The sequence below is a fragment of the Dolomitihabitans soli genome (assembly GCF_022213955.1).
Lineage (GTDB): Bacteria > Actinomycetota > Actinomycetes > Streptosporangiales > Streptosporangiaceae > Streptosporangium_A > Streptosporangium_A soli.
Window position 1 is genome coordinate 291881 of the sequence record NZ_JAKNTW010000002.1, and the last position, 24723, is coordinate 316603.

A 24723-nucleotide genomic window follows, 5' to 3' on the forward strand; every position below is an offset into this window, starting at 1 on the left:
TTCGTGATCCCAGTGGAGCCCCATGTCCGCCCGACCCGCCACCCGTGCAACCGGGGACCGTCAGCGTGACGCCGACCGCACCAAGGCGGACATCCTCGAGGTCGCCCAGCGCGAGTTCGCCCGGTACGGCTACGCCGGCGCCAGGGTGGACGAGATCGCCGCCCTGACCCGGACCACCAAACGGATGATCTACTACTACTTCGGCGGCAAGGAGCAGCTCTACATCGCCGCCCTGGAGAAGGCGTACTCCGAGGTCAGGACGGTCGAACGGACGATCGACGTGGAGCATCTGGCGCCGGTCGAGGCGATCCGCACGCTCGCCGAGGTGACCTTCGACCACCATGACGCCCATCGCGACTTCATCAAACTCGTCAGCATCGAGAACATCCACCAGGCCGAGCACATCCGCAAGTCGGAGGTGCTGGCGAACCTGGGCACCCCCGTGCTCGACCTGATCACCCGGATCCTCGACGCCGGCCAGGCCGGTGGTCAGTTCGTCACCGAGGCCGACGCCGTCGACGTGCACATGATGATCAGCGCGTTCTGTTTCTTCCGGATCGCCAACCAGCACACCTTCGGCGCGCTGTTCGGGCGTGACCTGACCACACCCGAGCACCGGGACCGGCATCGCCAGATGATCGGCGAGATGGTCGTCGCCTATCTCACCGGCGCGGGCGGCGACCGGCCGTAACCGCGAACCGGCCGCTCGTCGCGGGAGGCGGCCCGCCGGCGCCTGCCGAGGACCGGGCCGCTCGTCGCGGGAGGGCAGGCCCGCCCGCGGCCCGGTCAGCTCGTCACCGGCAGAACGGCGACATGCCGGCCGCCGACTTGATGCCCCCCAGGAGATGCCGCAGGAAGAACTCGTCGCCTTCCAGCGGCTCGTCGGTCCAGGTCCTGACATCGTGTCCGAGCGTGGTCACCCAGGAACGGCCGCCGTCGTAGTACTGGCACCAGGAGACCGGGTGGTTCCCGCCGTGTCCCGGGTGGCCGAGGTTGCCGCGCGCGCCCTGGGCCATGGTGTTCTCGTCGACCTCGGTGAGGACCCGCACCCGGGTGGGGGCCGGCACGAGGTTGTACCACTCGTCGGTGAACGTCCAGCGGCCGGGCAGCCCCTGGGTGGAGACGTCCTTGCGGCCGACGGTCCGCACCTCGGCGGGCTGGTTGGGGCCGTGGTCGTAGAAGTTGGCGTTGCCGAGCAGCCCTTCGTACCAGGGCCAGTTGTACTCGGTGCCGAAGGCGTTGTGCACGCCGACGAACCCGCCGCCCGCTCGGACGTACTGCCGCAGCGCGGTCTGGGCGCCGTCGTCGAGCGCGTCGCGGGTGGTGCTGAGGAACATCACCGCGCTGTACTTCAGCAGGCTCTGCGCGCTGGCGAGCCGGGTGACGTCCTCGGTGTAGTCGACGGCGAACCCGTTCTCCCGGCCCAGCTCGATCACGGCCTTGACGGCGACGTTGTCGTCGTTCAGCGGCGGGTTCAGGCCCGGTCCGAGGGGTGTGCCGAGGTGGGCGTGGCGCGGGCCGGCCGTACGGGTGTAGACGAGCAGCCGGTGGCCGGCGGCGGGTGGGAAGCTCCCCCAGTCGTGGTAGCAGCGGGGGTCGGTGCCGCGGCACACGCCGTAGTCGGGATCGCCCAGATTCTGGGCTCCCCCCTGCTCGTGGCCGCGGACGGTCGCGCCGTCCCGGTCGTGGGCGCGGACGGTCGCCGCGGTGGGCAGGGCGAAGGTGAGCACGACCGCTGCGGTGCTCACGACGGAGATGACGGCGGTGCACAGCGTCGAGCGTCTGATCCGCATGGGGAACCTCTCGCTAGGTCCGCTATATGGACCGTTAGAACCACCTAGAGGATCGTAGAGTAACCAGTGGATCTGCCGCCGACAAGGCCCGCGTGCAGTCCGCGAAACACCGGCGTCATCGCCGATCCCCTCTTGTGCGCGCCTCGCCACCGGCTTAGTGTGCGTCCATTAAACGGTTCTGATGGTCCGTAGAACGGACCATATCCGCTCCTGTCACCGACGCCCGCGAGATCCCGTGTCACTCGGAGATCCCGCATGACCGAGAAGAGGCAGCGCATGCGAGGACAGACGACGGCCGTGGACAGACGGCGATTCCTCGCCGGGGCCGCGGCGGCGACCGCCGGCGCGGCGGCACTGGCCGGCTCCGGCGGTACGGCCCACGCGGACGGTGCACCGGAGCCGGCGTCGCCCGCGCCCAGGCAACCCGGCGGCTTCGGGCAGGCGGGGAAGGACTACCCCAAGGTCTGCGGCGACCTGGCCAACACGAACCACTCGACGCTGAAGAGGATCACCCCGCGCAACGTCAAGCAGCTCGGCGGCGCCTGGCACGTCAACCTCGAAGGCGGCAGCAGGACCAGTTCCCAGCAGAGCACCTGCGTGGTCCAGGACGGCGTGCTCTACGTCCAGTCGACCCAGCAGAACGTCTTCGCCGTCGACGGCAGGACCGGCGAGATCAAGTGGAAGACCAACCTCGGGACCAAGACGACGAACATGCGCGGCGTGGCGGTGGCCGAGGGCCTGGTGTTCTCGACCTCCGGAGCCAACATCGTCTACGCGCTCGACCAGGAGACGGGGGCGATCGTCTGGCAGAAGCAGCTGATCACCGAGGACGAGGGCGGCGAGGACAGCGGGTGCGACCCCGAGAACGGCCAGTGCGGCGGTCTCACCGGAACGCTCGCCGGCGCGGTCGTCCACTGGGACGGCCTGATCTACGTCGGCATGCAGGGCAGCACCGGCGGGGCCCGCGGGCGGGCGTACGCGCTCGAGGCGGCCACCGGTGAGATCGCCTGGATCTTCTGGAGCGCGCCGGGAGAGGGGCAGTTCGGCAACGACACCTGGGAGGGCGAGTCCTGGCGGACCGGTGGCGCGGTGCCGTGGATCCATCCCGCGATCGACCCGGATCTCGGCCTGGTCTACTGGACCTTCGGCGGCTCCTATCCGAGGCTCGACGGATCGAGCAGGGGCGGCGACAACCTGTTCGCCAACTCGATCGTCGCGATCGACGCCAAGACCGGCAAGCGCCGGTGGCACTTCCAGTCCGTCCACCACGACATCTGGGACCTCGACAACGTGATGGCTCCGGTGCTGGTCGACCTCCGAATCGAGCGGCGGACGCGCAAGGTCGTCGTCTACGGCAGCAAGGTCGGCATGTTCTACGTTCTCGACCGGGTCACCGGTGAGCCCGTGCACGGCGTCGAGGAGCGCCCGGTGCCGCAGGAGGCCAGGCAGAAGACCTCGCCGACCCAGCCGTACCCGGGCGGCGAGCCGTACATCACCCAGGCGCCGACCTTCGGCGACGCCACCCGCCCGGTGCCCTTCTACGCGTGGGGCGGGCTCTACACGCCGCACTGGGACCGGGCGACCATCATCTTCCCCGGCGCCGGCGGCGGCGGGGACTGGGCCCACCTGTCGTTCAGTCCGGAGACGGGCTGGATCTACGTCGGCTACGGCCTGATCAACTCCGGCTTCTCCAACTCCAGGGGCGGCCGGGTCAACACGTCCAGGCCGCTCGGCGAGTACTTCGCCGGCGGCATCGCGGCGGTGGACCCGCGGACCAACGAACCGGTCTGGACCCTGGACCGGGAATGGTCGCTGGCCCACGGCAACGGCATCCTGACCACCGCGGGCAGGGTCATGTTCCAGGGCGGCCCCGACGGCGTCCTGCAGGCCATGGACGACACCGACGGCAAGGTGCTCTGGAGCTTCCAGACCGGCGCGGGCGTGCACACCAGCCCGATCAGCTACGAAATCGACGGCGAGCAGTACATCGCCGTCTTCGCGGGCGGCAACGGCCTGCCCTATCCGGACATCCCCAAGGGAGACCACCTGTGGGCGTTCAAGCTCGGCGGCAAGGTGGCGCCGGCGCCCGCGCCCGTCCCGCCCAAGAAGCGCAACGACGTCCGCGCCGCCGCGGTGGCGGGTGACACGGTCACCCTCGGCCGCGTCTGGGACACCGCGAACCAGCGGCCGGGGACGACGGAGAACACGGTCGCCCAGAACGCCATGTCACCGCAGCACCTGCGGGTGCCCGTGGGAACGACCGTCACCTTCGTCAACCCGGCCGACAACGCCTTCGCGCACGCGGCCGTGTCGTTCTTCGAGTCCGAGTTCGACAGCGGGGTCCTGATGCCGGGGCAGTCCTTCACCCACACCTTCACCGTCCCCGGCGAGTACTTCTACAACGACGCGATCTTCCCCCAGAACACCGGAAAGATCGTCGTCCACTGACGCACCCGCCGCGCGATCGAGCGCCTGCCGCCACCCGCGGCAGGCGCCGCGTGCTTGCCCGAGCAGTTCATGTAGACGGCGGCCTCCTCGCCACCGGCCTGCAGCACCTGCCGCCGCTCCGCGTTCACGACCCGAGGTGGACCGGCAGGATCGAGGGCGGTATCGGCCCCTTGTTGCGGCGGCCCTGCTGCGACTCCTCCCAGGCGTGGGCCAGGATCCCCACACTCCTGCTGAGCACGAACAAGCCCCTGGCCAGCGGGGCGGGGAAGCCGAGCTCGGCGTAGACGACCGCGGTCGCCCCGTCGATGTTCATCGGAATCGGCGACGTCCGGCCCCGGTTCAGCACCTCCTCCACCTGGCGGGCGGCCTCCAGATGCCGCCCGGGGACGACGCCGTCGGCGACCGCGGCGTCCACCAGGGCCAGGAGCGGGTCGCGGCGGGGATCCCGGGTGTGGAAACGGTGCCCGAAGCCGGGAAGGTACCTGTTCCGGGTCCGCCACGCCGTCACGGCCGCCACCGCCGAGCCCCGCGACAGAACGTCGTCGAGGAGTTCCACGCACTGCTGGCCCGCGCCTCCGTGGGAGTCGCCCAGCACGTTGACGCCCGAGGCGATCGCGTTGTTGAGGCCGACCCCGCAGGTCGCCGCCATCCGCGCGACCGCGATGGAGGGCGCGTGCGGGCCGTGGTCGACCGAGGAGACCAGGGCGGCCTCCAGGAGCGCCGACCGCCGGGGATCAGGCAGCTCACCTCTCAGCATGAGCCAGATGACGTCGGTGAAACCGACCCTGCCGATCAGGTCCTGAACCGGCCGTCCGCGCAGCTCGATGACGTCGGGCGCGATCCGGGACACGCCGGTCGCCCACCAGCCGGCGGCGTCGGTCATCAGCTGTTCACCTCCTCGACCTGGGCGGAGTCCGTCGCGGCGAACTCGTCGTTGTGCTGGCCGAGCAGCGGCGGAGGGGTCGCCGGCCGCAGGGGGGCGTTGTCGACCAGCACACCGTTGCCGATGACCGTCAGCCGGCGGCCCGAGCCGTCGGGGAACGTCAGATCGGTGAAGAAGCCCCGATGTCTGAGCTGGTCCAGGGCCAGGGCCTGCCGTACCGTCAGGATCCTGGCGGCGGGCACGCCGGCGCCGGCGAGGTCGTTCTCCCATTCCAGGGCCGGCCTGGTGCGCAGCACCTCGCCGAGTTCGCGGTTCAGGGCCTCCCGGTTGAGTTTGCGCGCCTCCCGGCCGGCGAACCTGACGTCGTCGACCAGCTCGGGGCGTCCGATCAGGCCGCAGAGCGACTCGAACTGTTCCTGGCGGTTCGCCGCGATGTTGAGCAGCCCGTCGGCCGTCTCGAAGGTGCCCGAGGGGGCCGCGGTGGCGTTCTGGTCCCCCATCGGCTCGGGCTCCACGCCGCTGACGAGATAGTTGGAGACCGGCCAGCCCATCGCGGACACCGACGCCTCCAGCATCGACAGGTCGAGGAAACAACCCTTGCCGGTACGGCTGCGCCCCGCGAGGGAGGCGGACACCGCCATCGCCGCGACGAGACCGCCCACCGTGTCGGAGACGGGGAAGCCGACCCGCAGGGGAACGGTCTCGGGCGTCCCGGTGATGCTCATCATGCCCGACAGGCCCTGAATGATCTGGTCGTAGGCGGGAGCCGCGCTCATCGGCCCGCTCTGCCCGAAGCCCGAGATGGCGCAGTACACGAGCCGTGGGTTGAGTTCCCGCAGCCGATCCCACCCGTAGCCGATGCGGTCCAGCACGCCGGCCCGGAAGTTCTCCAGCAGGACGTCCGAACTCCGCACCAGCGCTTCGAAGGCGACCCGGTCGTCCTCGTCCTTGAGGTCGAGCTCCACGGACTTCTTCCCCGCGTTCTGCGCGAGGAAGGACGCGCCGATCCCGGCTTCGTTGAGGTCGGGATCGGAGCCGAGACTGCGTGCGAGATCCCCGCGTCCGGGCATCTCCACCTTGACCACTTCGGCGCCGAGCAGCATCAACTGGTAACTGCAGTACGGCCCGGCCAGCACGTTGGTCAGATCGACGACCCGGACTCCCGACAGTGGTAGCTCCTGCATTCGCGCACTCCTTCAGCGGCGACGCCCAGGGCGACGCCGTGTTCCGTGGGCCGACGGGCTAGCTGAGCGGGTGGTCGAAGCCGCGCTCCGACATGCGCTGGGAGACGTTCCGCAGGTCGACGACGAACTCCTGGACGCGGTCCTCGGTGAAGCGCAGGCTCGGTCCGCTCAGGGTCAGCGCGGCGACGACCGTCTTCGCCGCGCCGGTGATGGGCACGGCCACCGCGGACAACCCGGCGTCCCGTTCTCCGTGGCTCGTCGCGTGGCCGTCGCGCGCGGCCTGGGCGACCCAGTCGCGAAGCGTGCTCAGGTGCGCCTCGCCGTACGGGGAGGATCGGGCGATCCGCCTGAGCAGTCCCTCCGGCGCGTCCGTGAGCAGCACCTTGGACGAGGCTCCCGCCCACATGGGCAGCTCGTCGCCGATGCGGACCACGTGACGCAGCGCCTGGGGACTCTCCTGCTGGGCGACGCAGACCCGGTGGATGCCGCGGGCGACGTAGAGGTTGACGGTCTCACGCTGCCGCATGGCCAGGTCGCGCATCATCCGCTGGGTCTCGGGCGGCAACTCCCAGGCGTGCCTGGCCAGGTGCGCCCATCGCCACAACGCGGGACCCGCGGTGTATCCCTTGGCGGTGGCCCACAGCAGCCCCATCTGCTCAAGAGTCTGCAGCAGCCGGATCGTGGTGGTCTTCGCCAGTCCTGTCGCCTCGACGACCTCGCGAATCGTCACCACGGGCCGATCCTCCGTGAGCAGCGACAGGATGTCGAACGCGCGGTGGACGCTGCGAACGCCGCCGGGCTCGCCGGTTTCGGGTGCGGGCACTGATCCTCACTTGTCGGTCGATGACGAACGGGAGCAGGAACGGATCTCTGTTCCCCTCCTCATACCTGTTACCAGGTTCTGCCACGCAAACGGTTCTGAAATCTCCTATTGCCAGAAAGCCAGGCCACCCGTACGTTAACACCCAGTCCACAGTGCGGTCCATAAGTACCGCTTAGTGGATCAAACTAGGGAGTCGTCGGTTGGACACGATCAACCAGGCAGGGTGCCTGATCGCAGGGAAATGGGTGAACGACGGGCCTCAGGCGGAGCGGATCGGCCCCTACCTCGGCAAGGTCGTCAGCCGCGCGCGTCTCGCCGAACCCGCGGACGTCGCCGCCGTCCTGGACTACGCGCGCGGCGCCGCGAAGACGGTGGCACGCGTCACACCGGCGGCGCGGGCCGCGATCCTCGACCGCGCCGCCGCCGCCGTCATCGCCCGCGGGGAGGAGTTCGCACGGCTCCTCGCGGTGGAACTCGGCAAGCCGCTGAAGGACGGCCGGGGCGAGATGCTCCGGGTGGCCGACACCTTCTCGGTGTCCGCCGCGGAGGCGCGCAACCTCGGAGGCGAGTTACTTCCGGTGGCCGGCTGGGAACGCGGCGTCGGCAACACCGCGATGACCTATCGCGCCCCCGCGGGAGTGGCGCTGGCCATCACGCCCTTCAACGCCCCCGCCAACCTGCTCGCGCACAAGCTGGCCGCCTCCTTCGCGGCGGGCAACACCACCGTGGTCAAACCTCCGCCCCAGGCGCCGGCCGTCTCCTCTGCCCTGGTGGCGTTGCTGCTGGAGGCGGGAATGCCGGCGGAGGCCGTACAGCTCCTGCACGGAGACGGCCAGGTCGGCGCCGCGCTGTGCGCGGCGCCCGAGGTGTCGGTCGTCAGCTTCACCGGCAGCGCCGCGTCGGGCGCCGCCGTCGCGCGCGCGGCCGGGCCGAAGCGGCTGGTGCTGGAACTGGGCGGGAACGCCGCGACGATCGTGTGCGAGGACGCCGACATCGAGCGGGCCGCACAGATCTGCGCGCGCACCGGATACAGCAACTCCGGGCAGAGCTGCGTCTCGGTCCAGCGTGTCTACGTGCAGCGTGCCCGCTTCGACGCGTTCGTCGAGGAGTTCACCGCCCAGGTGCGGGCGCTGGTCGTCGGCGATCCCCTTGACCCGGTCACCGACGTCGGCTCCATGGTCGACGCCGTGGCCGCCGAGCGGGTGGTCCGGTGGACCGCCGAGGCGCGGGAGCAGGGCGCCACCGTCACCACCGGCGGCACCAGGAACGGCGCCGTCGCCGCCCCCACCGTCGTCGCCGCACCGCCGCCCGGAGCCACGCTGGTGCGCGAGGAGGTGTTCGGCGCACTGGTCGCCGTGCTGCCCTACGACGACTTCGCCGAGGTCGTCGACCTGTGCAACCAGAGCAGGTACGGCCTGCAGGCCGGGCTGTTCACCCATGACGTGCGGCGGATCATCATGGCCTGGCGCGAACTGGAGGTCGGCGGCCTGGTCGTGAACGGATCATCCAACTTCCGCCTAGATCACGTGCCGTTCGGCGGCGTCAAGGACTCCGGCATCGGCAGGGAGTCGCCCCGCTGGGTGATCGAGGACTTCACCGTCGTCAAGACGCTCGTGCTCCGCGGCATCTCCGTGTGGGGGGACTGATCATGACGCGACAGGAAACGCCGCTCGCCGTGACCGCGGCGCGGGCGCTGGCCGCCCAGCTGGCCGAGCTGGGAGTGGAGTACGTCTTCGGGACGTGTGGCCACAGCAACATCGCGGTGCTCGACGCGCTCGCGGACAGCCCCATCGAGTTCGTCATCGCCCGCCACGAGCAGGCCGCGGCGCACGCCGCCGACGGGTACGCCCGAGCCTCGGGCAAACCCGGCGTCCTGCTGGTCCACGTGGGCCCGGGGCTGACCAACGCCGTGACGGGAGTGCTGACCGCGGCCCTCGACTCGGTACCGCTCGTGGTGATCGCGGGAGACGTGCCCTCCTACTATCGCGGGCGCCATCCCCATCAGGAGATCAACCTGCACGCCGACGCCGACCAGACGGCGATCTACCGCCCGTTCGTCAAGCGGGCCTGGCAGACCCACCGCGCCGATGACCTCTGCCGCAACGTCGAGCGCGCCTTCTGGACCGCGACCTCGGGCAGGCCCGGCGCCGTCCTGGTCAACGTGCCGATGGACCTGTTCTCCCGGGAGGTGCGCGCCGCCGCGCACCCGCCGGTCGAGTACGCGACGCCACCCGGCCTGCCCGCGCCGGTCGCCGAACGCATCGCCGACGCGCTCGCCGAGGCCGAACGACCGCTCGTCTACCTCGGCGGCGGGGCCCGTGGTGAGGAGGGGAACGCGGCCCTGCTGGCGCTGATCGAGCACCTGGACATCCCGCTCGTCCACTCGCTCATGGCCAAGGGCGCGGTGCCCGACGAGCATCCCCTGGTTCTCGGGATGCCCGGCTTCTGGGGGCTGGAACTCGCCAACTCGGCCACCAGGGAGGCCGACGTGGTGCTCGCGCTGGCCACCCGGTTCGCCGAGACGGACGCCAGCTCGTGGGATCCGCGCTTCACCTGGTCCTTCCCGCCCGGCAGGCTCATCCAGATCGACATCGACCCCGCCGAGATCGGGCGCAACCATCCGGTGGAGATCGGCGCCGTCGCGGACGTCGGCCTGGCCCTGCGGGCGATCGCCGACGCGGTGCTGACCCGTCGCCCGGCGAGCCGCCCCGAGCTGAGGGAGCGGATCCGGGCCGCTCGCACCGACCTCTTCGCGTCCAGCAGGGAACGCGGCCGCAGCGACCGGTTCCCGCTCAGGCCGGAGCGCATCCTGGCGGACCTGCGCGACGCGATCCCCGCGGACGCGGTCCTGGTCACCGACGTCGGCTGGAACAAGAACGGCGTCGCGCGGTGCTACGCGCTGCCGCCGGGCGGCCGGTTCATCACGCCTGGCGGAGCCTCGACGATGGGCTTCGGCCCCGCGGCGGCCGTCGGCGTCCAGCTCGCCCAGCCGGACCGCACCGTGGTGGCGCTGGTCGGCGACGGCGGCATGAGCGCCCAGTTCCCCGCCGTGCCCATGGCCGTCGAACGGGGCGCACCCGTGATCTTCGTGGTGATGAACAACCGCTCCCACGGCACCATCTCCGACCTGCAGACCGCCAGCTACGGGAGCGGTTACGGCTGCGACTTCCAGAAGCCCGGCGGCGAGGCGTACTCGCCTGATTTCGCCGCCCTCGGCCGGGCCTGCGGCGCCGACGGTTACGACATCGCCGACCCGGATGCCCTCGCTGCCGCGCTGCGCGCCGCCGTCGTGAACCGCCGGCCCGCGGTGATCGACGTCCCCATGGTCAACGAACCGGTGCCGACACCCGGGCACTGGAACATCAAGGACATCTACCAAGGCGTCTTCTTCGACTGAACGGCCAACCGTTGCGCTTTCGAGATTCCCCGGGCCGAATACCTGTCGTATAACTAACGTACTTGTTCGTACATTACCTCCGCTTATCCGAGATGGTGCGGACCCCCCCGACACCCCCCATGAGGTGAACCGTGTTTCCCAGGAAACTCCACCGGACCATCACCGCAGCCGCAGCCGTCACCGCGCTGGCCACGCTGGCCGCCTGTGCCGCGCCGGGTGAGTCCACCGGCGGCACCGCCGATGCCACCGGGCCGATCAAGATCGCGAATGTCAATGCCCAGAGCGGCCAGCTGAGCCCGCTCGGCAAATGGGAGAACAAAGGCGTAAAACTCGCCATAGACGCCGCGAACAAGGCCGGAGGCATCAACGGCCGGCAGATCCAGCTCGACCTCTTCGACAACCAGGGCGACCCCACCGTCGGCACCAACCTGGCCCGTAAGATCGCGAGTGAGGGCTACATCGCGATGCTCGGAACCTCGGAGAGCGCCGTCACACTCGCGATGGCGCCGATCCTCAAGGACGCCAAGATCCCCAACATCACGTCGGGTCAGTCGCCGAAACTCGCCGCCCTCAAGAGCCCCTTCCTCTTCCTCAACGCCCCGACGAGCGTGACCTACGACGAGACCCTCGCCAAGTATCTGGTGGACACCAAGGGCTACAAGAAGATCGCACTGATCACGAACAACGGGACCTACGGCGCGGGCGAGCGCGACGCCTTCCTCGCCTCGCTCAAGACCCGCGGCATCACCCCGCTGGGCGACGAGGTCGTCACGCCCGACCAGAAGGACTTCAGCGCGTCCCTGACCACCATCCGGCAGCAGGAGCCGGAGGTGCTCTTCATCGGAGCCGAAGAGGTGGAGTCGGGGCTGATCGCCAAGCAGGCGCGCGAACTGGGTCTCAAGGCCGTCTTCGCCGGCGGCGCCCCGATGGGCACCGAGCCCTACCTGACCACCGCCGGCCAGGAGAACGCCGAAGGCTCCGTGGTGAGCTCGCCGTACCTGAGCAACGACACCGACGACGCCAGCCGGACCTTCGCCGCCGCCTACCAGACGGCCTTCGGTGAGGAGGCCGAAGTGCACGGCGCCAAGGCCTACGACGGCGCGCGCATCCTCGTCGAAGCGCTCAAGCAGACGGGCGGCGAGGGCGGGCAGAAACTGGCCGACGCCATCCGGGCCACGAAGCTCGACGGCCTGCTCGGCGACTTCGCCTACGACGAATCGGGCGTCGGCATCCACGCCACCCAGATCGGTCTCGTCACGTCCGGAAAGCTCGTCCCCCAGACCGCGAGCTGAGCACGACCCGTCGCCCGGGGCGGGCCACCGCTCCGGGCCAAGGAGAGACATGCAGGTATTTCTGCAGACCCTCATCGGAGGGATCAGTTTCGGCGCGGTCTACGCGCTGGTCGCGATGGGCTTCTCGATCGTCTACCGCACCATGGGTCTGGTCAACTTCGCGCACGGCAGCGTGGTGATGATCGGCGCGTACGCGGCCTCCACCTTCTACATGGCCAGCAGGCTGCCGTTCCCGGTGGCGATCGTGGTGGCCATCGTGGTGACCGGCCTGATCGGACTGATCATCGAACGGGTGCTCCGCCCGCTGGAGGGCCGCGACTTCGACCTGATGCTGATCGGCACCATCGGCTTCGGCACGGTCCTCGAAGCCCTGGCGATCCTCATCTGGGGCGCGACCGGCCATGCCGTTCCCTCTCCCGTGACCGCGGCGCCGCTCGACGTGCTGGGCATCAAGATCCGGACCTACAGCCTGCTGGTCATCGCCGTCGCCACCGTGGCGACCGTCCTGCTGGCGCTGTTCCTGCAACGGACCAAGAAGGGCGCGGCCATGCAGGCCGTCGCGATGGACCCGCAGGCCGCCACCGCCGTCGGCATCCACGTCGGCCGCAGCAACGCGATGGCCTTCGCCATCGGCGCCGGACTCGCGGCGCTGGCCGGCGGCCTGGTGGGGCCGATGCTGTACGTCAGCCCGGTCATGGGCGGCTCGCTGGGCATCAAGGGATTCGCCGCGGCGATCTTCGGCGGGTTCGGCAGCATCCCCGGCGCCATCGTCGGGGGGATGGCCTTCGGCATTCTCGACTCCGTCGCGGCCGGCGCCTTTCAGGGCTACTCCGAGCTCATCGTCTTCCTGGTGTTCGCCGTCGCGGTGATGATCCGCCCCACTGGCATCTTCGGAGAGAGGACGGTGAACCGGGCATGAAGCGGCTTGTCGTCCCCCTGCTCGCGATCGCCGCGTGGCTGCTGCCGTACGGGCTTGATCCCTACGCGATCCACGTGGTCGACGTGGCGATCATCTTCGCGCTGCTGGGCATCGGCCTCGGGCTGGTGATGGGCGTGGCAGGACAGATCAACCTCGCCCAGGTCGCGTTCTTCGGCATCGGCGCCTACACCTGCGCCATCCTGACCACCCGGGCCGGACTCGGCTTCTGGGTCGCCGCCGCGCTGGCCGTGCTGGCCGCGGTGGCGATCGGGCTGGTCGTCAGCATCCCCGCGCTCCGCGTGCAGTCGCACTATCTCGGCATCGTCACGCTGGGGCTGGCGCTGGCGTTCATCAACTGGACCACCAACGCGGCGTTGGCCGGGAAGTCCGAGGGGATCAGCGACCTGCCGGTCCCGCCGCTGTTCGGGGTGGATCTGAGCAGCGAGTACCTCTTCTACTACGTGGAGATCGTCGTCTTCGCGATCGCCCTGGCGTTCGCGCTCTTCGTGGTCCGCTCCCCGCTCGGCCGCCGGATGCGCGCGATGCGCGACGACAGCCTCGCCGCCGGGGCGCTCGGCGCGGAGATCCCGCTGCTGCGGATCACGGCCTTCGTGCTGTCCGGCCTCTACGGCGGCGTCGCCGGTGTGCTCTACGCGGGGCTCATCCGCTACATCGCTCCCGAGACCTTCAGCATCGCGAACATGTTCCTGTTGCTCGCGATGGTCATCATCGGCGGACGCCAGAGCATCGTGGGATGTGTCATCGGCGCCGTCGCCCTGTCCCTCATCAGGGAAGTCCTGGTGGACTTCTCCGTCTATGCCCAGCTCGGCTACGGCACCGTCGTCGTGCTGATGGTCGTCTTCGCCCCGACCGGCCTGGCCGGGCTCCCCGTCCGCCTGCGCGCCCGGCTGCGCGGCCGTACCGGAGGGGACCGGCGCGGGCCGGCCGAGCTACGCCCCTTCACTCCGTACGGCGAGGCTCCCAGCGGTGACCCGACCGGCGTCGTCCTGGAGATCCGTGCGGTGGGCATGCGGTTCAAGGGGCTGCGTGCGCTCGACGACGTGTCCCTGGAGGTCGGCGCCGGGGAGATCCGCGGCGTCGTCGGTCCCAACGGGTCGGGGAAGACCACGCTGTTCAACATCATCAGCGGCTTCTACACCGCGTCGTCGGGACGGGTCGTCCTCCGGGGAACCGACGTGACCGGGGCCGCGCCGTACCGGCTCGCGCAGCTCGGAGTCGCCCGCACCTTCCAGAACCTGCGCCTGTTCGGCGACCTCACCGTACGCGAGAACGTCCTCGTCGCCCTGGACCGCACCCGCACCAGCTGGATCTGGCGGTACGTCGCCCTGCCCTGGACCGTCGTCCGCCAGGATCGCGCGCTGAGCGCTCAGGCGGACGAACTGCTCGACCGGTACGGCCTGACCGACTTCGCCGGGGCCCGGCCGCAGTCCCTCCCCTACGGCATCCAGCGCAGGATCGAGATCGCCCGCGCCATGGCGATGTCCCCCCGGCTGCTCCTGCTCGACGAGCCCGCCGCCGGACTCAACGGCGAGGAGGTGCGCCTGCTGGGCGAGATGGTGCGCTCGCTCCGCGACTCCGGCGTGACCGTCGTGATCATCGAACACAACATGGGGCTGGTCATGTCGCTCTGCGACCAGGTGACCGTCCTGTCCAGCGGCCGGGTGATCGCCGACGGCCCGCCGGCGGCGGTCGCGGTCGTTCCCGAGGTCATCGAGGCCTACCTGGGAGACTCCACGTACATGTCGCACGAATCGCAGGACACCACGTCGCGGGACGCCACATCGCAGGACACCACGTCGCAGGACACCACGGAGGCGGCGCGATGACCGGGCCGGCGCTGACCGTGGAGGGCCTGAGCGTGCACTACGGCGGGGTGCGCGCGGCCCACGGCATCGGCTTCACCGTCGCCCCCGGCGAGTCGGTCGGCATCATCGGGGCCAACGGCGCGGGCAAGTCCTCCACGTTGAAGGCGATCATGGGCCTGGCTCCCAGAACCGTCCAGGTGCTCCGCTTCGGCGAACGAGACCTCACCCGGACCCCCGCCCACCAGGTGGTGCGCTCGGGAATCGGCTACGTGCCGGAGGGCCGGCACATCTTCCCCGGCCTGTCGGTGGAGAAGAACCTGCTGCTCGGCGCGTACACACGATCGTGGAAATCGGCGGCGCGCGAGTCCCTCGACGAGGTCAACACGCTCTTCCCGGTTCTGGGCGAGATGCGGAACCGGCTGGCCGGCGCGCTGTCCGGTGGCCAGCAGCAGATGCTCGCCATCGGACGGGCGCTGATGTCCAAGCCGCGGCTGATGGTGCTCGACGAACCGTCGATGGGGCTGTCGCCGAAGCTCGTCGGGGAGATCCTGCTCGCCCTGAAGAAGCTCAACGAGGAAGGGCTGAGCATCCTGCTGGTGGAGCAGAACGCCAAACTCACCTTCGAGGTGACCAGCCGGTGTCTGGTGATGGAGACCGGAGAGGTCGCCATGACCGGCACCAGCGACCAGTTGCGCGGCGACCCCAAGGTACGCCGCATCTACCTCGGCCTCTGAGGCGCCGGCCGCTCCTCGTTCCCGTCACCTGTGGTGCGGCGTCCGCCCGAGCCTGGCGACGCCGACCCGGTACGGCCGGCCGTCCGCCCGGAAGGGCTGGTCTCACGTGATCACGAAACCCGACCGGTACGGCCGGCCGTGATCGTGCTCACGGCCGGCCGTACGTCAGCGCCCGGCAGGGCTGGTCGCCCCTGATACGAAACCCGACCGGTACGGCCGGCCGTACGTCAGGGCCCGGAAGGGTTAGTCGCCCGTGATGACGAAGCCCGAGCCTGGTTGCCGCACGATGTCGCCCTTGGCCGAGTTGGTTATGGTCACGTCGGTCAGGGTCGCGTCGCCGCGGGCGCCGCTCATGGCGAGGATGCCGGCGCCGTTGTTGGACTTGTCGATCCGGACGTTGTCTATCTTGACGCCGGGCATCGCGCCGCCGCCCGTCTTGAACTGGATGCCGTCGTAGGTCGAGTCGTGGACGTCGGTGTCGCGGATCGTGACTCCGGGGATGTCCCGGCTCGCCGCGAAGAGCGTGATGGCCCCGAACTCCTGGTCCTCGTTCCAGAAGACGCCGCCGCAACGGAAGAGCGCGTTGTTGGCGATCAGGGTCTGTCCCGAGAAGGGCAGGGGGTCGTGGTCGGTGGCCAGCATGATGCCCGGGTAGTTCATGGTGTCGTAGACGAGGTTGTTCTCGATCTTGTTGCCGTATCCGCCGTAGATCGCGATTCCGGTCGCCCGCCAGGGCAGTTGGATGGTGTTGTTGACGAAGGCGTTGTCGTGCCCGATGTCCACCGCCGGATCCTTGACGTACCGGTTGGCCCAGACCGCCAGGGAGTCGTCGCCGGTGGTGCGGAACGAGGAGTTGAACACCCGCGAGTTCCGCGTGCCGTTGCTGAAGTTGATGCCGTCGGCGTAGGTGTTGCGGATGCGCATGCCGGTGAATTCGAGCCCGTCGCCAGGGCCCCACAGGTCGGGGATGTTGTCGTAGTCACGGCCGACCCAGACGCCCACGTTGGCGTGCTCGATCCAGACGTTGCTGATCTTGGTGTTCTCGCCGAACCGCCCGTTCAGGCCCACTCCGCCCTCGGCGTTGTCGGGCCCGCCACGGATACGGCCCGAGCCGAAGATGGCGATGTCGGAGATCTGGGTGTTGTCGTCGATGTCGAAGCCGAAGTTGCCCTCGTGCGGGTGGTTGATGCCGCCCACCACCAGATGCGGCTCGGTCAGGGTGTACAGCTGGGAGTGCCACATTCCCGCGCCGCGGATCGTGACGTTGCTGATGCCCACCTGGTTGTGGTTGCCGCGGTTCAGCGGATCGTCGGTGAGGATCTTCTGCTCCTGCCGCCACTGGCCCGGCGGGATCCAGACACAGCTGATGACACCGTTCTGGTCGTCCGTCACCGCTCGCTGGATGGCCGCGGTGTCGTCGATCCCGTCACCCGGCACCGCGCCGTACCCCGTGATCGAGGTGCACCCGGCCGGCTGGCTCGCCGGTGGCGCCACCTGCTCCAGGTCGATCAGGTCGACGATGTAGAACGCGGCCGTGTCGGTCGCGTCGCGCTGCAACCGGAACCTGGTGCCCGCCGGGTAGGTCGCGGAGAGCAACGCGTGCGACTCGTCGAACAACCGCCGGGCGTCGGCCTGGGGGGTGTTCGTCAGCGCTTCGGGGCCGTCGGTGTTCCCGTACAGCCAGCTGTGCCGGGAGGAGAGGGTCAGCTTCCGGGAGAAGGTGTCGTTGATGTAGAGGCTGATGGTGGCCTCGATGCCGCCGCCGTTCGGCGCGTCGGGGATGGAGTTGCGCACCACGATCGAGTTGGCCTGGTTGGTGGAGGTGAACTCGACGAACTGGCCCGTGCTGGTCAGCCGCACCGACTCCCGGCCGGACGACTCCGTCGCGAAGTTGGTGTGCCCGAACGTGCGCAGCGGGTCGGACACCAGCAGGGTGCCCTGGTACCTCGCGGCTTCGGCCTCGTACTCGACCCAGGGAACCGCCGCCCCGCGCCCGACCACGATGGACCGGGAGAACGTGTTGTTGTTCTCGTTGGTCTCGGCGACGGTGCCGGTCGCGTCGGCGGTGGCGGTGATGGTGGCTCCGCCGCTGGTGGCGGTCCAGGTGCCGTTGACGGTCACGTTGGCGGTCGCGCCCGCGGCGATCGGCGGGGTGGTGGTGTCGAGGGTGGTGCCGCCCACCGTCAGGCGGGTGACCGTGGTCGCGCCCGTCGCGGTGATCCCGCGGTTGTTCACCGCCACGCTGAACGAGACCGCCGCTCCGACGGCCGGGTTCGGCGGGTTCGAGGTGACGCCGAGGACCTGCAGGTCGGGGCCGGGAGCCTGGGCGACCACCAGCGACGTCGGCGCGGTGAAGGTGTTGTTGGCCTCGTTCTGCTCGAAGACCGTGTTGTCCTCGTCCACCTTGGCGATGACCGGGTACGTGCCCATGGCGCGGGTGCCGATGACGTGGGTCACCGTGGCGGAGCCGTTGACGGCCAGAGCGGGGACCGCGGCGGTGCCGACCAGCGTGCCGCCGAGGTAGAGGCTGACGCTGTCCGCGGCGGAGGCGGCGGTGCCCGCGTTCCTGACCGTGGCCGACAGCGTGATCGCGTTGGTCTCGGTCGGGGCGGCCGGGGTCCACGTCAGGTTCGTGACCGTGAGGTCGGGGTTGGGCGCCGGGACGCCGATGACCTGGAACTCGGCGATCTGCCCGCCGGGCGCGCCGCTGTTGCTCGCGAACTTCAGCTGGACGTCGGCGACGGTCGCGGCGAAGTCGATCTTCACCGAGTTGCCGCCGGCGGCCGGGTTGAAGGTGCGGTCGGCCGCCGGCACCAGGCTCTGGAAGGTCGTGGCGCTCTGCGAACGGCCCAGGATCTGGATGTTCTGCGTACGGGTGCCCCACGAGGAGTCGGGGTTGAGCTTCAGCACGACCGAGCTGACGTCGGCGTTGGCGCCGAGCTTGACGGTCAGCGTGTTCGGGAACGCGCCCGAGTTGGCCTCCCAGTAGGTGGCCACGTCGTTGTCGTTCGCGTTGGCCGCGACGAACGAGTGCACGTGGCCGGACTCGGCCATCTCCTTGCCGATCGCCAGGTTCGTGCCGGGGCCGCCGGTTCCCGTCCTGGTCACGGTGTTGCTGTTGGCCGACCGGTTGCCCGCCGCGTCCCTGGCCCGCACGAAGTACGTCACGGTCGCCGACGCCGGCTGGTCGTCGGTGTAGGTCAGCACGTTGCCGACGCTTGCCCGCAGCTGGCCGTTGGCGTAGACGTCGTAGCCGGTGACGCCCACGTTGTCGGTCGAGGCGGTCCAGGTCAGCCGGATCTGGCCGGTGGCCGGCTGGGTGTAGGCGAGGTTGCCGGGCACCGACGGGTTCTCGGTGTCACCGCCCTGCTCGCCCTGGCGGGTCACGGCGTTGCTGTCGCCCGACTGGTTGCCCGCCGCGTCCTTGGCCCGCACCTGGTAGGTGACGGTCGCGGTCGCGGGCTGGGTGTCGGTGTAGGTGAGCACGTTGCCGACACTGGCCCGCAGCTGACCGTTGGCGTAGACGTCGTAGCCGGTGACGCCCACGTTGTCGGTCGAGGCGGTCCAGGTCAGCCGGATCTGGGTGCCCGAGGGCTGGGTGTAGGCGAGGTTGCCGGGCACGGTCGGGGCCTGGTTGTCGGCGCCGGCGGGGCCGTACACCTCGAACTCGGAGATCTGGCCGGCCGCCCAGCCGGTGTTGGCGGTGATGTTCAGCCGTACGTACCGCGTGGTGACGGCGTTGAAGTTGATCGTCACCGTGTTGCCGCCGGCCGGGTTGAACACGTACGCCGCCGACCCGGAGATGTCGGTGAACGCCGAGCCGTTCGTGCTGCCCTGGACGGCGAGCGTCTGGGTGCGGCTGGGCCAGCCGGAGACCGGCAGTTTCAGCACGACGCGGCTGACGCCGACGGCGGCGCCGAGGTCGACCTGGAGCCACTCGGGGAAGACGTTGTTGTTGCTCTCCCAGTAGCTGGCCTGGTTGCCGTCGCCCGCGTTGCTCGCGACGTAGTTCTGCGAGACGCTGCTGGCGGTCATGATCTTGCCCGCGGCGAGGTTGCCGGAGCCGGGCCCGCCCGCGGTGCCGTAGATCTCGAACTCGGCGAGCTGCGCGGCCGGCCAGCCGGTGTTCGCCGTGACGTGCACGCGCACGTACCGGGTGGTCACGGCGGTGAAGTCGATCGTCACCGCGTTGCCGGTCGCCGGGTTGAAGGTACGGCCCGCCGACGCGACGATCGTGTTGTAGGTCGTGCCGTCGCCGCTGCCCTGGATCGACAGGGTCTGGGTACGGGTGGCCCACTCGGCCGGGGGCGGGACCTTCAGGACGATCTGGTCGATGCCGGTCGCCGTGCCGAGGTCGATCGTGGCCGTCTGGGGAAGGGCGTTGTTGGCGCTCTCCCAGTAGGTGGCCTGGTTGCCGTCGTTGATGGAGGCCACGGCGTGGCCGGCGGTGGCGCTGCTCGCCGAGGCCGTCTTGCCGAGGGCGATGTTGGGGCCGCCCGCCGCGGCTGCCGGTACGACCGACCCCGCGACGACCAGACCGGCGGCGACCACGGTCGCCACCCAGCGTAACGGTCCGTGCATCTTTCTCATTCGCGTTCTTCTATCTCTCGTCAAGCACGACAGGGTCGGGGCGGAAAGGCATGCGCCTTCACCGCACACGGATGGGGGCAGGCACATGGACGCCAGGGCATCCCTGAAGTTGCGAGGAACAGCGAGAAAATGAACGTCGCTTTGCACGATTCTTGCGTAGCGTTGGCCAAAGGTTACATACGCGCTACGGTCGCGTCAACGGGTGTGAAACAGCTTTCTGCACCGGCCCCAGACCGGCCGTGACAAGACGTCAGGCCCACTGTGGGCGGACGGGTCGCCGGGCCAGGAAAGCGGGGCGGCCTACGGCGCGGGAGCGGTGGAGTCGCGCCGGATCAGCTCTATCGGGCCGTCCAGCACCTCGGCCACGACGTCGTCGGGCCCCAGGCTGCCGAGCAGGGTCACCCCGCGCCGGCCGAGCTCGGTCAGCGGCATCCGGACCGTGGTGAGGGCGGGATGGAGGTGACCGGCGAGTTCCAGGTCGTGCACGGCGACGATCGACACGTCCCGGGGGATCTCCAGGCCGGCCGTACGAACGGCTCCCATCGCGCCGATGGCGGAGGCGACGTTGGCCACGAACACCGCCGTGGGCGGCTCGGCGGCGGCGAGCAGCGCGGCCATCGCCACGGCCCCGCCCGCCGGCGTGTAGTCGGCCGCCACGACGAGACCCGCGGGCAGGCCCGCGTCGCGCATCGCCGCCGCGTACCCCGCCGACCTGCGCGCGGCCGTGTCGGCGCCGGCCGGGCCCGCGAGGTGGGCGATGCGACGGTGGCCGAGGCTCACCAGGTGCTCCACCGCCAGTGCGGCGGCCCGCTCGTCATCGAGAACGACGTACCGCCGGACGGCCCGGCTGCGGTGGTTGAGCATGATCCACGGAATGGCCGCGTCGTCGAGCCGGGCGGCGAGGCCGGACTCGTCCCCGGCCCCGGCCAGCAGCAGGCCGTCGATGCGGCCCTGCCCGAGCCGGTCCAGGTACCCGCCGAGCCCGGCGGCCGTGGCGCTGCCGGTGACGAGCACACAGCCCTGCGCCGCCGCCTCGGCCTCGGCGCCCTTGATGATCTCGGCGTAGACGGGGTTGGCGAAGTCGGGGATGAACAGCCCGAACATGTACGCCCGAGCCGTACGCAGGCTCCGCGCCGCGACGTTGGGACGGTAGCCCAGCTGCTCGATCGCCGCCAGCACCCGCTCCCGGGTCTCCGGCCGGATGCTGAGCGTCGGGTCCTTGTTGACGACGCGGGAGATGACGGCCCGGTCGACCCGCGCGAGCGCGGCGACGTCGGTGAGGGTGACGCGGGAGCCTTTCACGAGGCCCCCGGCCGCCGGCTCTCGCCGGTGTCCATCGAGCGGTAGAGCGCGTCCAGCAGGCGCAGGGTGCCGAGGTTGTCCGCCCCGGAGGTCTCCGGCTGCCCGCCCTCGGCGACCGCCCTGAGCAGCGATTTCATCGGCCCGGCCATCGCGTCCGGCAGCCACCGCGTGGTCACCGGGTACGGCAGCCAGCCGTCGGTGGGCAGCGCACGGCTGTGCACCTCCAGCGTGTCGGGCCGGCCGTGCGGATAGTCGTACAGCAGGCCGAGGGTGCCCTTGACGGCGCCCTCGGTCCCGTCGACGCGGAACGACGCCTCCTGGTCACCGGTGCGGTTCTCATGCGTGACGTGCACCAGCGCGCGCACGTCACCCGGGTAGACCAGGGTGCTCATGGTGCGGGTCTCGCCCTTGGCGAGCTGGCCGGGCGTACGGCTGCCGGCGCAGAAGACGATCTCGGGATCGCCGAGGATCGACCGGATCGCGTCCAGGTAGTGGATGGAGTGGTAGACGATCTCCAGGCGGTCGGTGGTGACCAGCCAGTCCCACGCGCTCCAGTCGGTGAGGATGTTCACGGTGAACGTCATCGCCGTCGGCTCGCCGATCCAGCCCGCCCGGACCATGGCGCGGGCGGCGGCGATCCCCTCGTCGAACCGGAGCTGCTGGTTCACCGCGACCTTCAGCCCCCGGGCCGCGGCCAGCTCGACGATCTCCTCGCCGGTCGCCACGTCGGGCGCGAAGGGCTTCTGGCACAGCAGGTGCTTGCCGGCGGCCAGCGCCGCGCGGGCGATGTCCGGCTGCGCCTGTGGCGAGACGGCGACGTCGACCACGGCGACGCGCTCGTCCGCCAGCAGTTCCGCCAGCGAGCCGTACGTCTTCGGCACCCCGTGGCGGGCGGCCACCTCGGCGGCCCGGCCGGCGTCGAGGTCGAACAGCCCGGTCACCTCCAGGCCGGCCTGCCGGTACGCGGGCAGGTGGGCCACGTCCACGATGGCCCCGGCGCCGACGACGGCGACCGGCAGCCGGTGCGCCGCAGGGATGGTGAGGTCGGCCGCGGCGGCGATCGGCGCGAAGATGTCGATCACGATGCCTCCCGGATGCCGTAGAAGCGGGCCGCGGTGCCGCCGAGCACCGCCGCGCGGTCGGCGGCGGGCAGCCCGGCCAGGACCTTACCCGTCTCCCGCCACACCTTCGCATAGTCGCCCGCGAGCAGCGCCACCGGCCAGTCGCCGCCGAACATCAGCCGGTCGGGACCGAACACCTCCAGCGCGTGGTCCACGTACGGCCGCAGGTCGTCGGCGGTCCAGGTCCCGGCGTCCGCCGCCGTGTTCAGCCCGGAGACCTTGGCGTGCACCCCCGGGCACTCGGCGGCGGCGGCGATCAGCGTCGCCCAGGGCTCCCACCCCCGCTCCTTGATCGGCGGCTTCGCGAGATGGTCGATCACCATCCGCAGGCCGGGCACCCGCTCGGCCAGCACCGGCACGTGCGCCAGATGCCGCGGCAGCACCGCGACCACGTCGAACGGCAGGCCGGCGGCGGCGAGCAGCCCGAGGCCCTCGATCACCGACTCCTGGAGCAGCCAGTCGGGGTCCGGCTCGTCGTGGACGAGGTGCCGCACCCCGGCGAACCGGGGATGCCGCCGGTACCGCTCCAGCGCCCCGGCCGCCTCGTCCGGCCGGTGCAGCGGCACCCAGCCCACCACCGCGCCGACGAAGTCGTGCTCGTCCGCCTGCGCCAGCATCGCGTCGGTGTCCTGGTAGGAATCCATCGACTGCACCAGAACCGTGCGGTCGATCCCCGCCGCGGCGAGCTGGGGAATGAGCTCCGCCGGCTCGAAGGTGCGGTGGATGGGTCCGGACTCCGGCGTCAACCAGGGGTAGGAACCCGTCTCCAGGTTCCAGAAGTGCTGATGGGCGTCGACGACGGGCATCCCGGCCTCCTCAGAGGGTCGATCGTTCGAGCGGGGGCTGCACGAGTTCCAGGGTGATCTCGTCGGGGTCGAGGAAGTAACAGGCGAACCCGCCCGCGTTCACGCCCGCCGTGATCTCCGCCGGTGCGGAGACGAAGGACACCCCGGCCGCCGACAGCCGCGCGTGCTCGGCGCGGGCGTCCTCGACGGTGAGCGCCAGGTGCGCCGCGCCGGGCAGGTGACGAGCCGGGTCCCGGCCCACGCCCTTCGGCCGGACGTACTCGACCAGCTCCAGGTCATGCGTGGAGACACCGCGGGGCTGGCCGGGCACCGCGAGTTGCGCGACGCGCAGGACGGCGTCCGGATAGCCGACGAGCCTGCGGGTGTAGTCGTTGTCCTGCACCTGGCGGTGCACCAGGACGAACCCGAGCAGGTCACGGTAGAACGCCACGGACCTGTCGAGGTCGGCGACCGTGAAGGAGAAATGCCAGACGCCCCTCAACACGACTCCCGGGTGGACACGGCCGACGAAGGTACGGCGGTTCCCAGGCCGAACGCGAACGGCCAGGGCGTCTCAGTGCCGGACAAGAGCGCGCACCTCCGCCGTGATGCGAGCGGAGTCGGGCACCAGCGCCCGCGCCAGGACCTGGGCGGCGGGCATCCGCACGTCGGGGGTGCCGATCCGGACCGGCGGCGCGAGCAGCGGCACCCCCGCCCCGGCGACGCGGGCCACGACCTCCGCGCCGAAGCCGCCGGTCACGTTCGCCTCGTGCACGACCACGAGCCTGCGGGTACGGCGAGCGCTCTCGACGACGGCCTCGGTGTCGAACGGGTTGAGCCAGGGCGTCTCCAGCACCTCGGCCTCGATCCCCTCACGGGCCAGGGCCTCGGCCGCCTCCAGCACGCGCTGAGTGATCGCGCCCCAGGTGACGATGGTGACGTCCCAGCCGGCCCGGCGGATGCGCGCCCCGCCCAGCGGCAGCACCGGGCCGCCGACCCGCACCCGCTCCTTCGGGCCGGAGTACAGGGTGCGGTTCTCGACCACCAGGACCGGATCGTCGCAGTGCACCGCGGTGACCAGCAGGTCGTAGGCGTCCTGCGGGGTGCTGGGCATGACCACTCGCAGGCCCGGCACGTGCAGGAACAGCGCCTCCAGACACTGCGAGTGCTGCGCGCACGCGCCCGGCGCGTTGCCCTGCTGGGTGCGGATCGTCATCGGAGCACTCAGCCGGCCGCCCGACACGTAGCGAACGTTGGCCGCCTGGTTGACGATCTGGTCGAGCGCGACCAGCGAGAAATCGGCCCACATGATCTCGACGATCGGGCGGCGGCCCATCATCGCCGCGCCCACGGCGCTGCCGAGGATCGCCGACTCGCTGATCGGAGTATCGAACACCCGGTCGCCGTGCCGTTTACGCAGCCCCCGGGTAACGCCGAAGACGCCCCCGGGCACGCCGACGTCCTCGCCGTAGACGAGGGTCTCCGGCAGTTCCGCCATCAGCCGGTGCAGAGCCGCGTTGACGGCCTCGCCGTACGAGAGCTCGCGGGCTTCCACGAGGTCAGGCATACAGACACCCCCTCGCGTTGACGGCCTCGCCGTACCCGAGACCACGGGCTTCCACGAGG

At 70.5% G+C, this 24723-nt stretch carries 19 protein-coding genes; 8 read left to right on the forward strand and 11 right to left on the reverse strand.

The window, feature by feature from the left end; genetic code table 11:
* The first annotated feature begins 22 nt into the window (after positions 1–22).
* Positions 23–691 carry a TetR/AcrR family transcriptional regulator gene (locus MBA17_RS06165; protein ID WP_238495299.1) on the forward strand — a complete coding sequence of 223 codons (669 nt, stop codon included), beginning with the start codon at positions 23–25 and terminating at the stop codon, positions 689–691.
* 103 nt (positions 692–794) lie between these two features.
* On the opposite strand, the gene MBA17_RS06170 is transcribed toward MBA17_RS06165, so the two are convergent.
* Positions 795–1793 (reverse strand): ThuA domain-containing protein, encoded by a 999-nt coding sequence (locus tag MBA17_RS06170; protein WP_238495300.1) that lies wholly within the window; start codon positions 1791–1793, stop codon positions 795–797.
* A gap of 255 nt (positions 1794–2048) precedes the next feature.
* Here MBA17_RS06170 and MBA17_RS06175 point away from each other — a divergent pair, with 255 nt between their 5' ends.
* Positions 2049–4241 carry an outer membrane protein assembly factor BamB family protein gene (locus MBA17_RS06175; protein ID WP_238495301.1) on the forward strand — a complete coding sequence of 731 codons (2193 nt, stop codon included), beginning with the start codon at positions 2049–2051 and terminating at the stop codon, positions 4239–4241.
* Here MBA17_RS06175 and MBA17_RS06180 read toward each other — a convergent pair.
* From MBA17_RS06180 to MBA17_RS50240, 4 genes are read right to left on the reverse strand one after another with little or no spacing between them, the layout of a single operon-like run.
* Positions 4190–4369, reverse strand: a complete 180-nt coding sequence (locus MBA17_RS06180) for an asparaginase (RefSeq protein WP_238495302.1) — start codon at positions 4367–4369, stop codon at positions 4190–4192. The genes MBA17_RS06175 and MBA17_RS06180 overlap by 52 nt on opposite strands.
* A complete protein-coding gene (locus MBA17_RS06185) occupies positions 4366–5124 on the reverse strand; it encodes a citryl-CoA lyase (RefSeq protein ID WP_238495303.1) in 759 nt (252 codons plus the stop codon). The genes MBA17_RS06180 and MBA17_RS06185 overlap by 4 nt, the downstream gene beginning before the upstream one ends.
* On the reverse strand, positions 5124–6308 hold the full coding sequence (locus MBA17_RS06190) for a CaiB/BaiF CoA transferase family protein (protein ID WP_238495304.1): 1185 nt from the start codon (positions 6306–6308) through the stop codon (positions 5124–5126). Before MBA17_RS06190 ends, MBA17_RS06185 begins: the two co-directional genes overlap by 1 nt.
* Before the next feature lie 58 nt (positions 6309–6366).
* Positions 6367–7131, reverse strand: coding sequence for an IclR family transcriptional regulator (locus MBA17_RS50240; protein WP_238495305.1), 765 nt, complete (start codon positions 7129–7131; stop codon positions 6367–6369).
* Between the two features lie 200 nt (positions 7132–7331).
* On the opposite strand from MBA17_RS50240, the gene MBA17_RS06200 reads away from it, so the two are divergent.
* The 6 genes from MBA17_RS06200 to MBA17_RS06225 all read left to right on the forward strand — a co-directional run bounded on the left by MBA17_RS06200 (position 7332) and on the right by MBA17_RS06225 (position 15299).
* Complete coding sequence (locus MBA17_RS06200) at positions 7332–8777, forward strand: aldehyde dehydrogenase family protein (RefSeq protein WP_238495306.1); 1446 nt, start codon at positions 7332–7334, stop codon at positions 8775–8777.
* A gap of 2 nt (positions 8778–8779) precedes the next feature.
* On the forward strand, positions 8780–10528 hold the full coding sequence (locus tag MBA17_RS06205) for a thiamine pyrophosphate-binding protein (protein WP_238495307.1): 1749 nt from the start codon (positions 8780–8782) through the stop codon (positions 10526–10528).
* Between the two features lie 131 nt (positions 10529–10659).
* Complete coding sequence (locus tag MBA17_RS06210; protein ID WP_238495308.1) at positions 10660–11820, forward strand: ABC transporter substrate-binding protein; 1161 nt, start codon at positions 10660–10662, stop codon at positions 11818–11820.
* A gap of 49 nt (positions 11821–11869) precedes the next feature.
* Positions 11870–12739, forward strand: coding sequence for a branched-chain amino acid ABC transporter permease (locus MBA17_RS06215; protein ID WP_238495309.1), 870 nt, complete (start codon positions 11870–11872; stop codon positions 12737–12739).
* Complete coding sequence (locus MBA17_RS06220) at positions 12736–14586, forward strand: branched-chain amino acid ABC transporter ATP-binding protein/permease (protein WP_238495310.1); 1851 nt, start codon at positions 12736–12738, stop codon at positions 14584–14586. Before MBA17_RS06215 ends, MBA17_RS06220 begins: the two co-directional genes overlap by 4 nt.
* Complete coding sequence (locus MBA17_RS06225; RefSeq protein ID WP_238495311.1) at positions 14583–15299, forward strand: ABC transporter ATP-binding protein; 717 nt, start codon at positions 14583–14585, stop codon at positions 15297–15299. The genes MBA17_RS06220 and MBA17_RS06225 overlap by 4 nt, the downstream gene beginning before the upstream one ends.
* A 243-nt stretch (positions 15300–15542) precedes the next feature.
* Here the strand turns inward: MBA17_RS06225 and MBA17_RS06230 are convergent, their stop codons facing one another.
* The 6 genes from MBA17_RS06230 to MBA17_RS06255 all read right to left on the reverse strand — a co-directional run bounded on the left by MBA17_RS06230 (position 15543) and on the right by MBA17_RS06255 (position 24664).
* The gene (locus MBA17_RS06230) at positions 15543–19889 is read right to left on the reverse strand and encodes a discoidin domain-containing protein (RefSeq protein WP_238495312.1); all 4347 of its coding nucleotides are present in this window, start codon (positions 19887–19889) and stop codon (positions 15543–15545) included.
* A gap of 300 nt (positions 19890–20189) precedes the next feature.
* Positions 20190–21191, reverse strand: a complete 1002-nt coding sequence (locus MBA17_RS06235; RefSeq protein ID WP_238495313.1) for a LacI family DNA-binding transcriptional regulator — start codon at positions 21189–21191, stop codon at positions 20190–20192.
* Positions 21188–22273: a Gfo/Idh/MocA family protein gene (locus MBA17_RS06240; protein WP_238495314.1), complete on the reverse strand. Its 1086-nt coding sequence runs from the start codon at positions 22271–22273 to the stop codon at positions 21188–21190. Before MBA17_RS06240 ends, MBA17_RS06235 begins: the two co-directional genes overlap by 4 nt.
* Positions 22270–23118: an amidohydrolase family protein gene (locus MBA17_RS06245; protein WP_238495315.1), complete on the reverse strand. Its 849-nt coding sequence runs from the start codon at positions 23116–23118 to the stop codon at positions 22270–22272. Before MBA17_RS06245 ends, MBA17_RS06240 begins: the two co-directional genes overlap by 4 nt.
* A 10-nt stretch (positions 23119–23128) precedes the next feature.
* Positions 23129–23602 carry a VOC family protein gene (locus MBA17_RS06250; RefSeq protein WP_455432704.1) on the reverse strand — a complete coding sequence of 158 codons (474 nt, stop codon included), beginning with the start codon at positions 23600–23602 and terminating at the stop codon, positions 23129–23131.
* Between the two features lie 69 nt (positions 23603–23671).
* Positions 23672–24664, reverse strand: a complete 993-nt coding sequence (locus tag MBA17_RS06255; RefSeq protein WP_238495317.1) for an alpha-ketoacid dehydrogenase subunit beta — start codon at positions 24662–24664, stop codon at positions 23672–23674.
* Between the last annotated feature and the right edge of the window lie 59 nt (positions 24665–24723).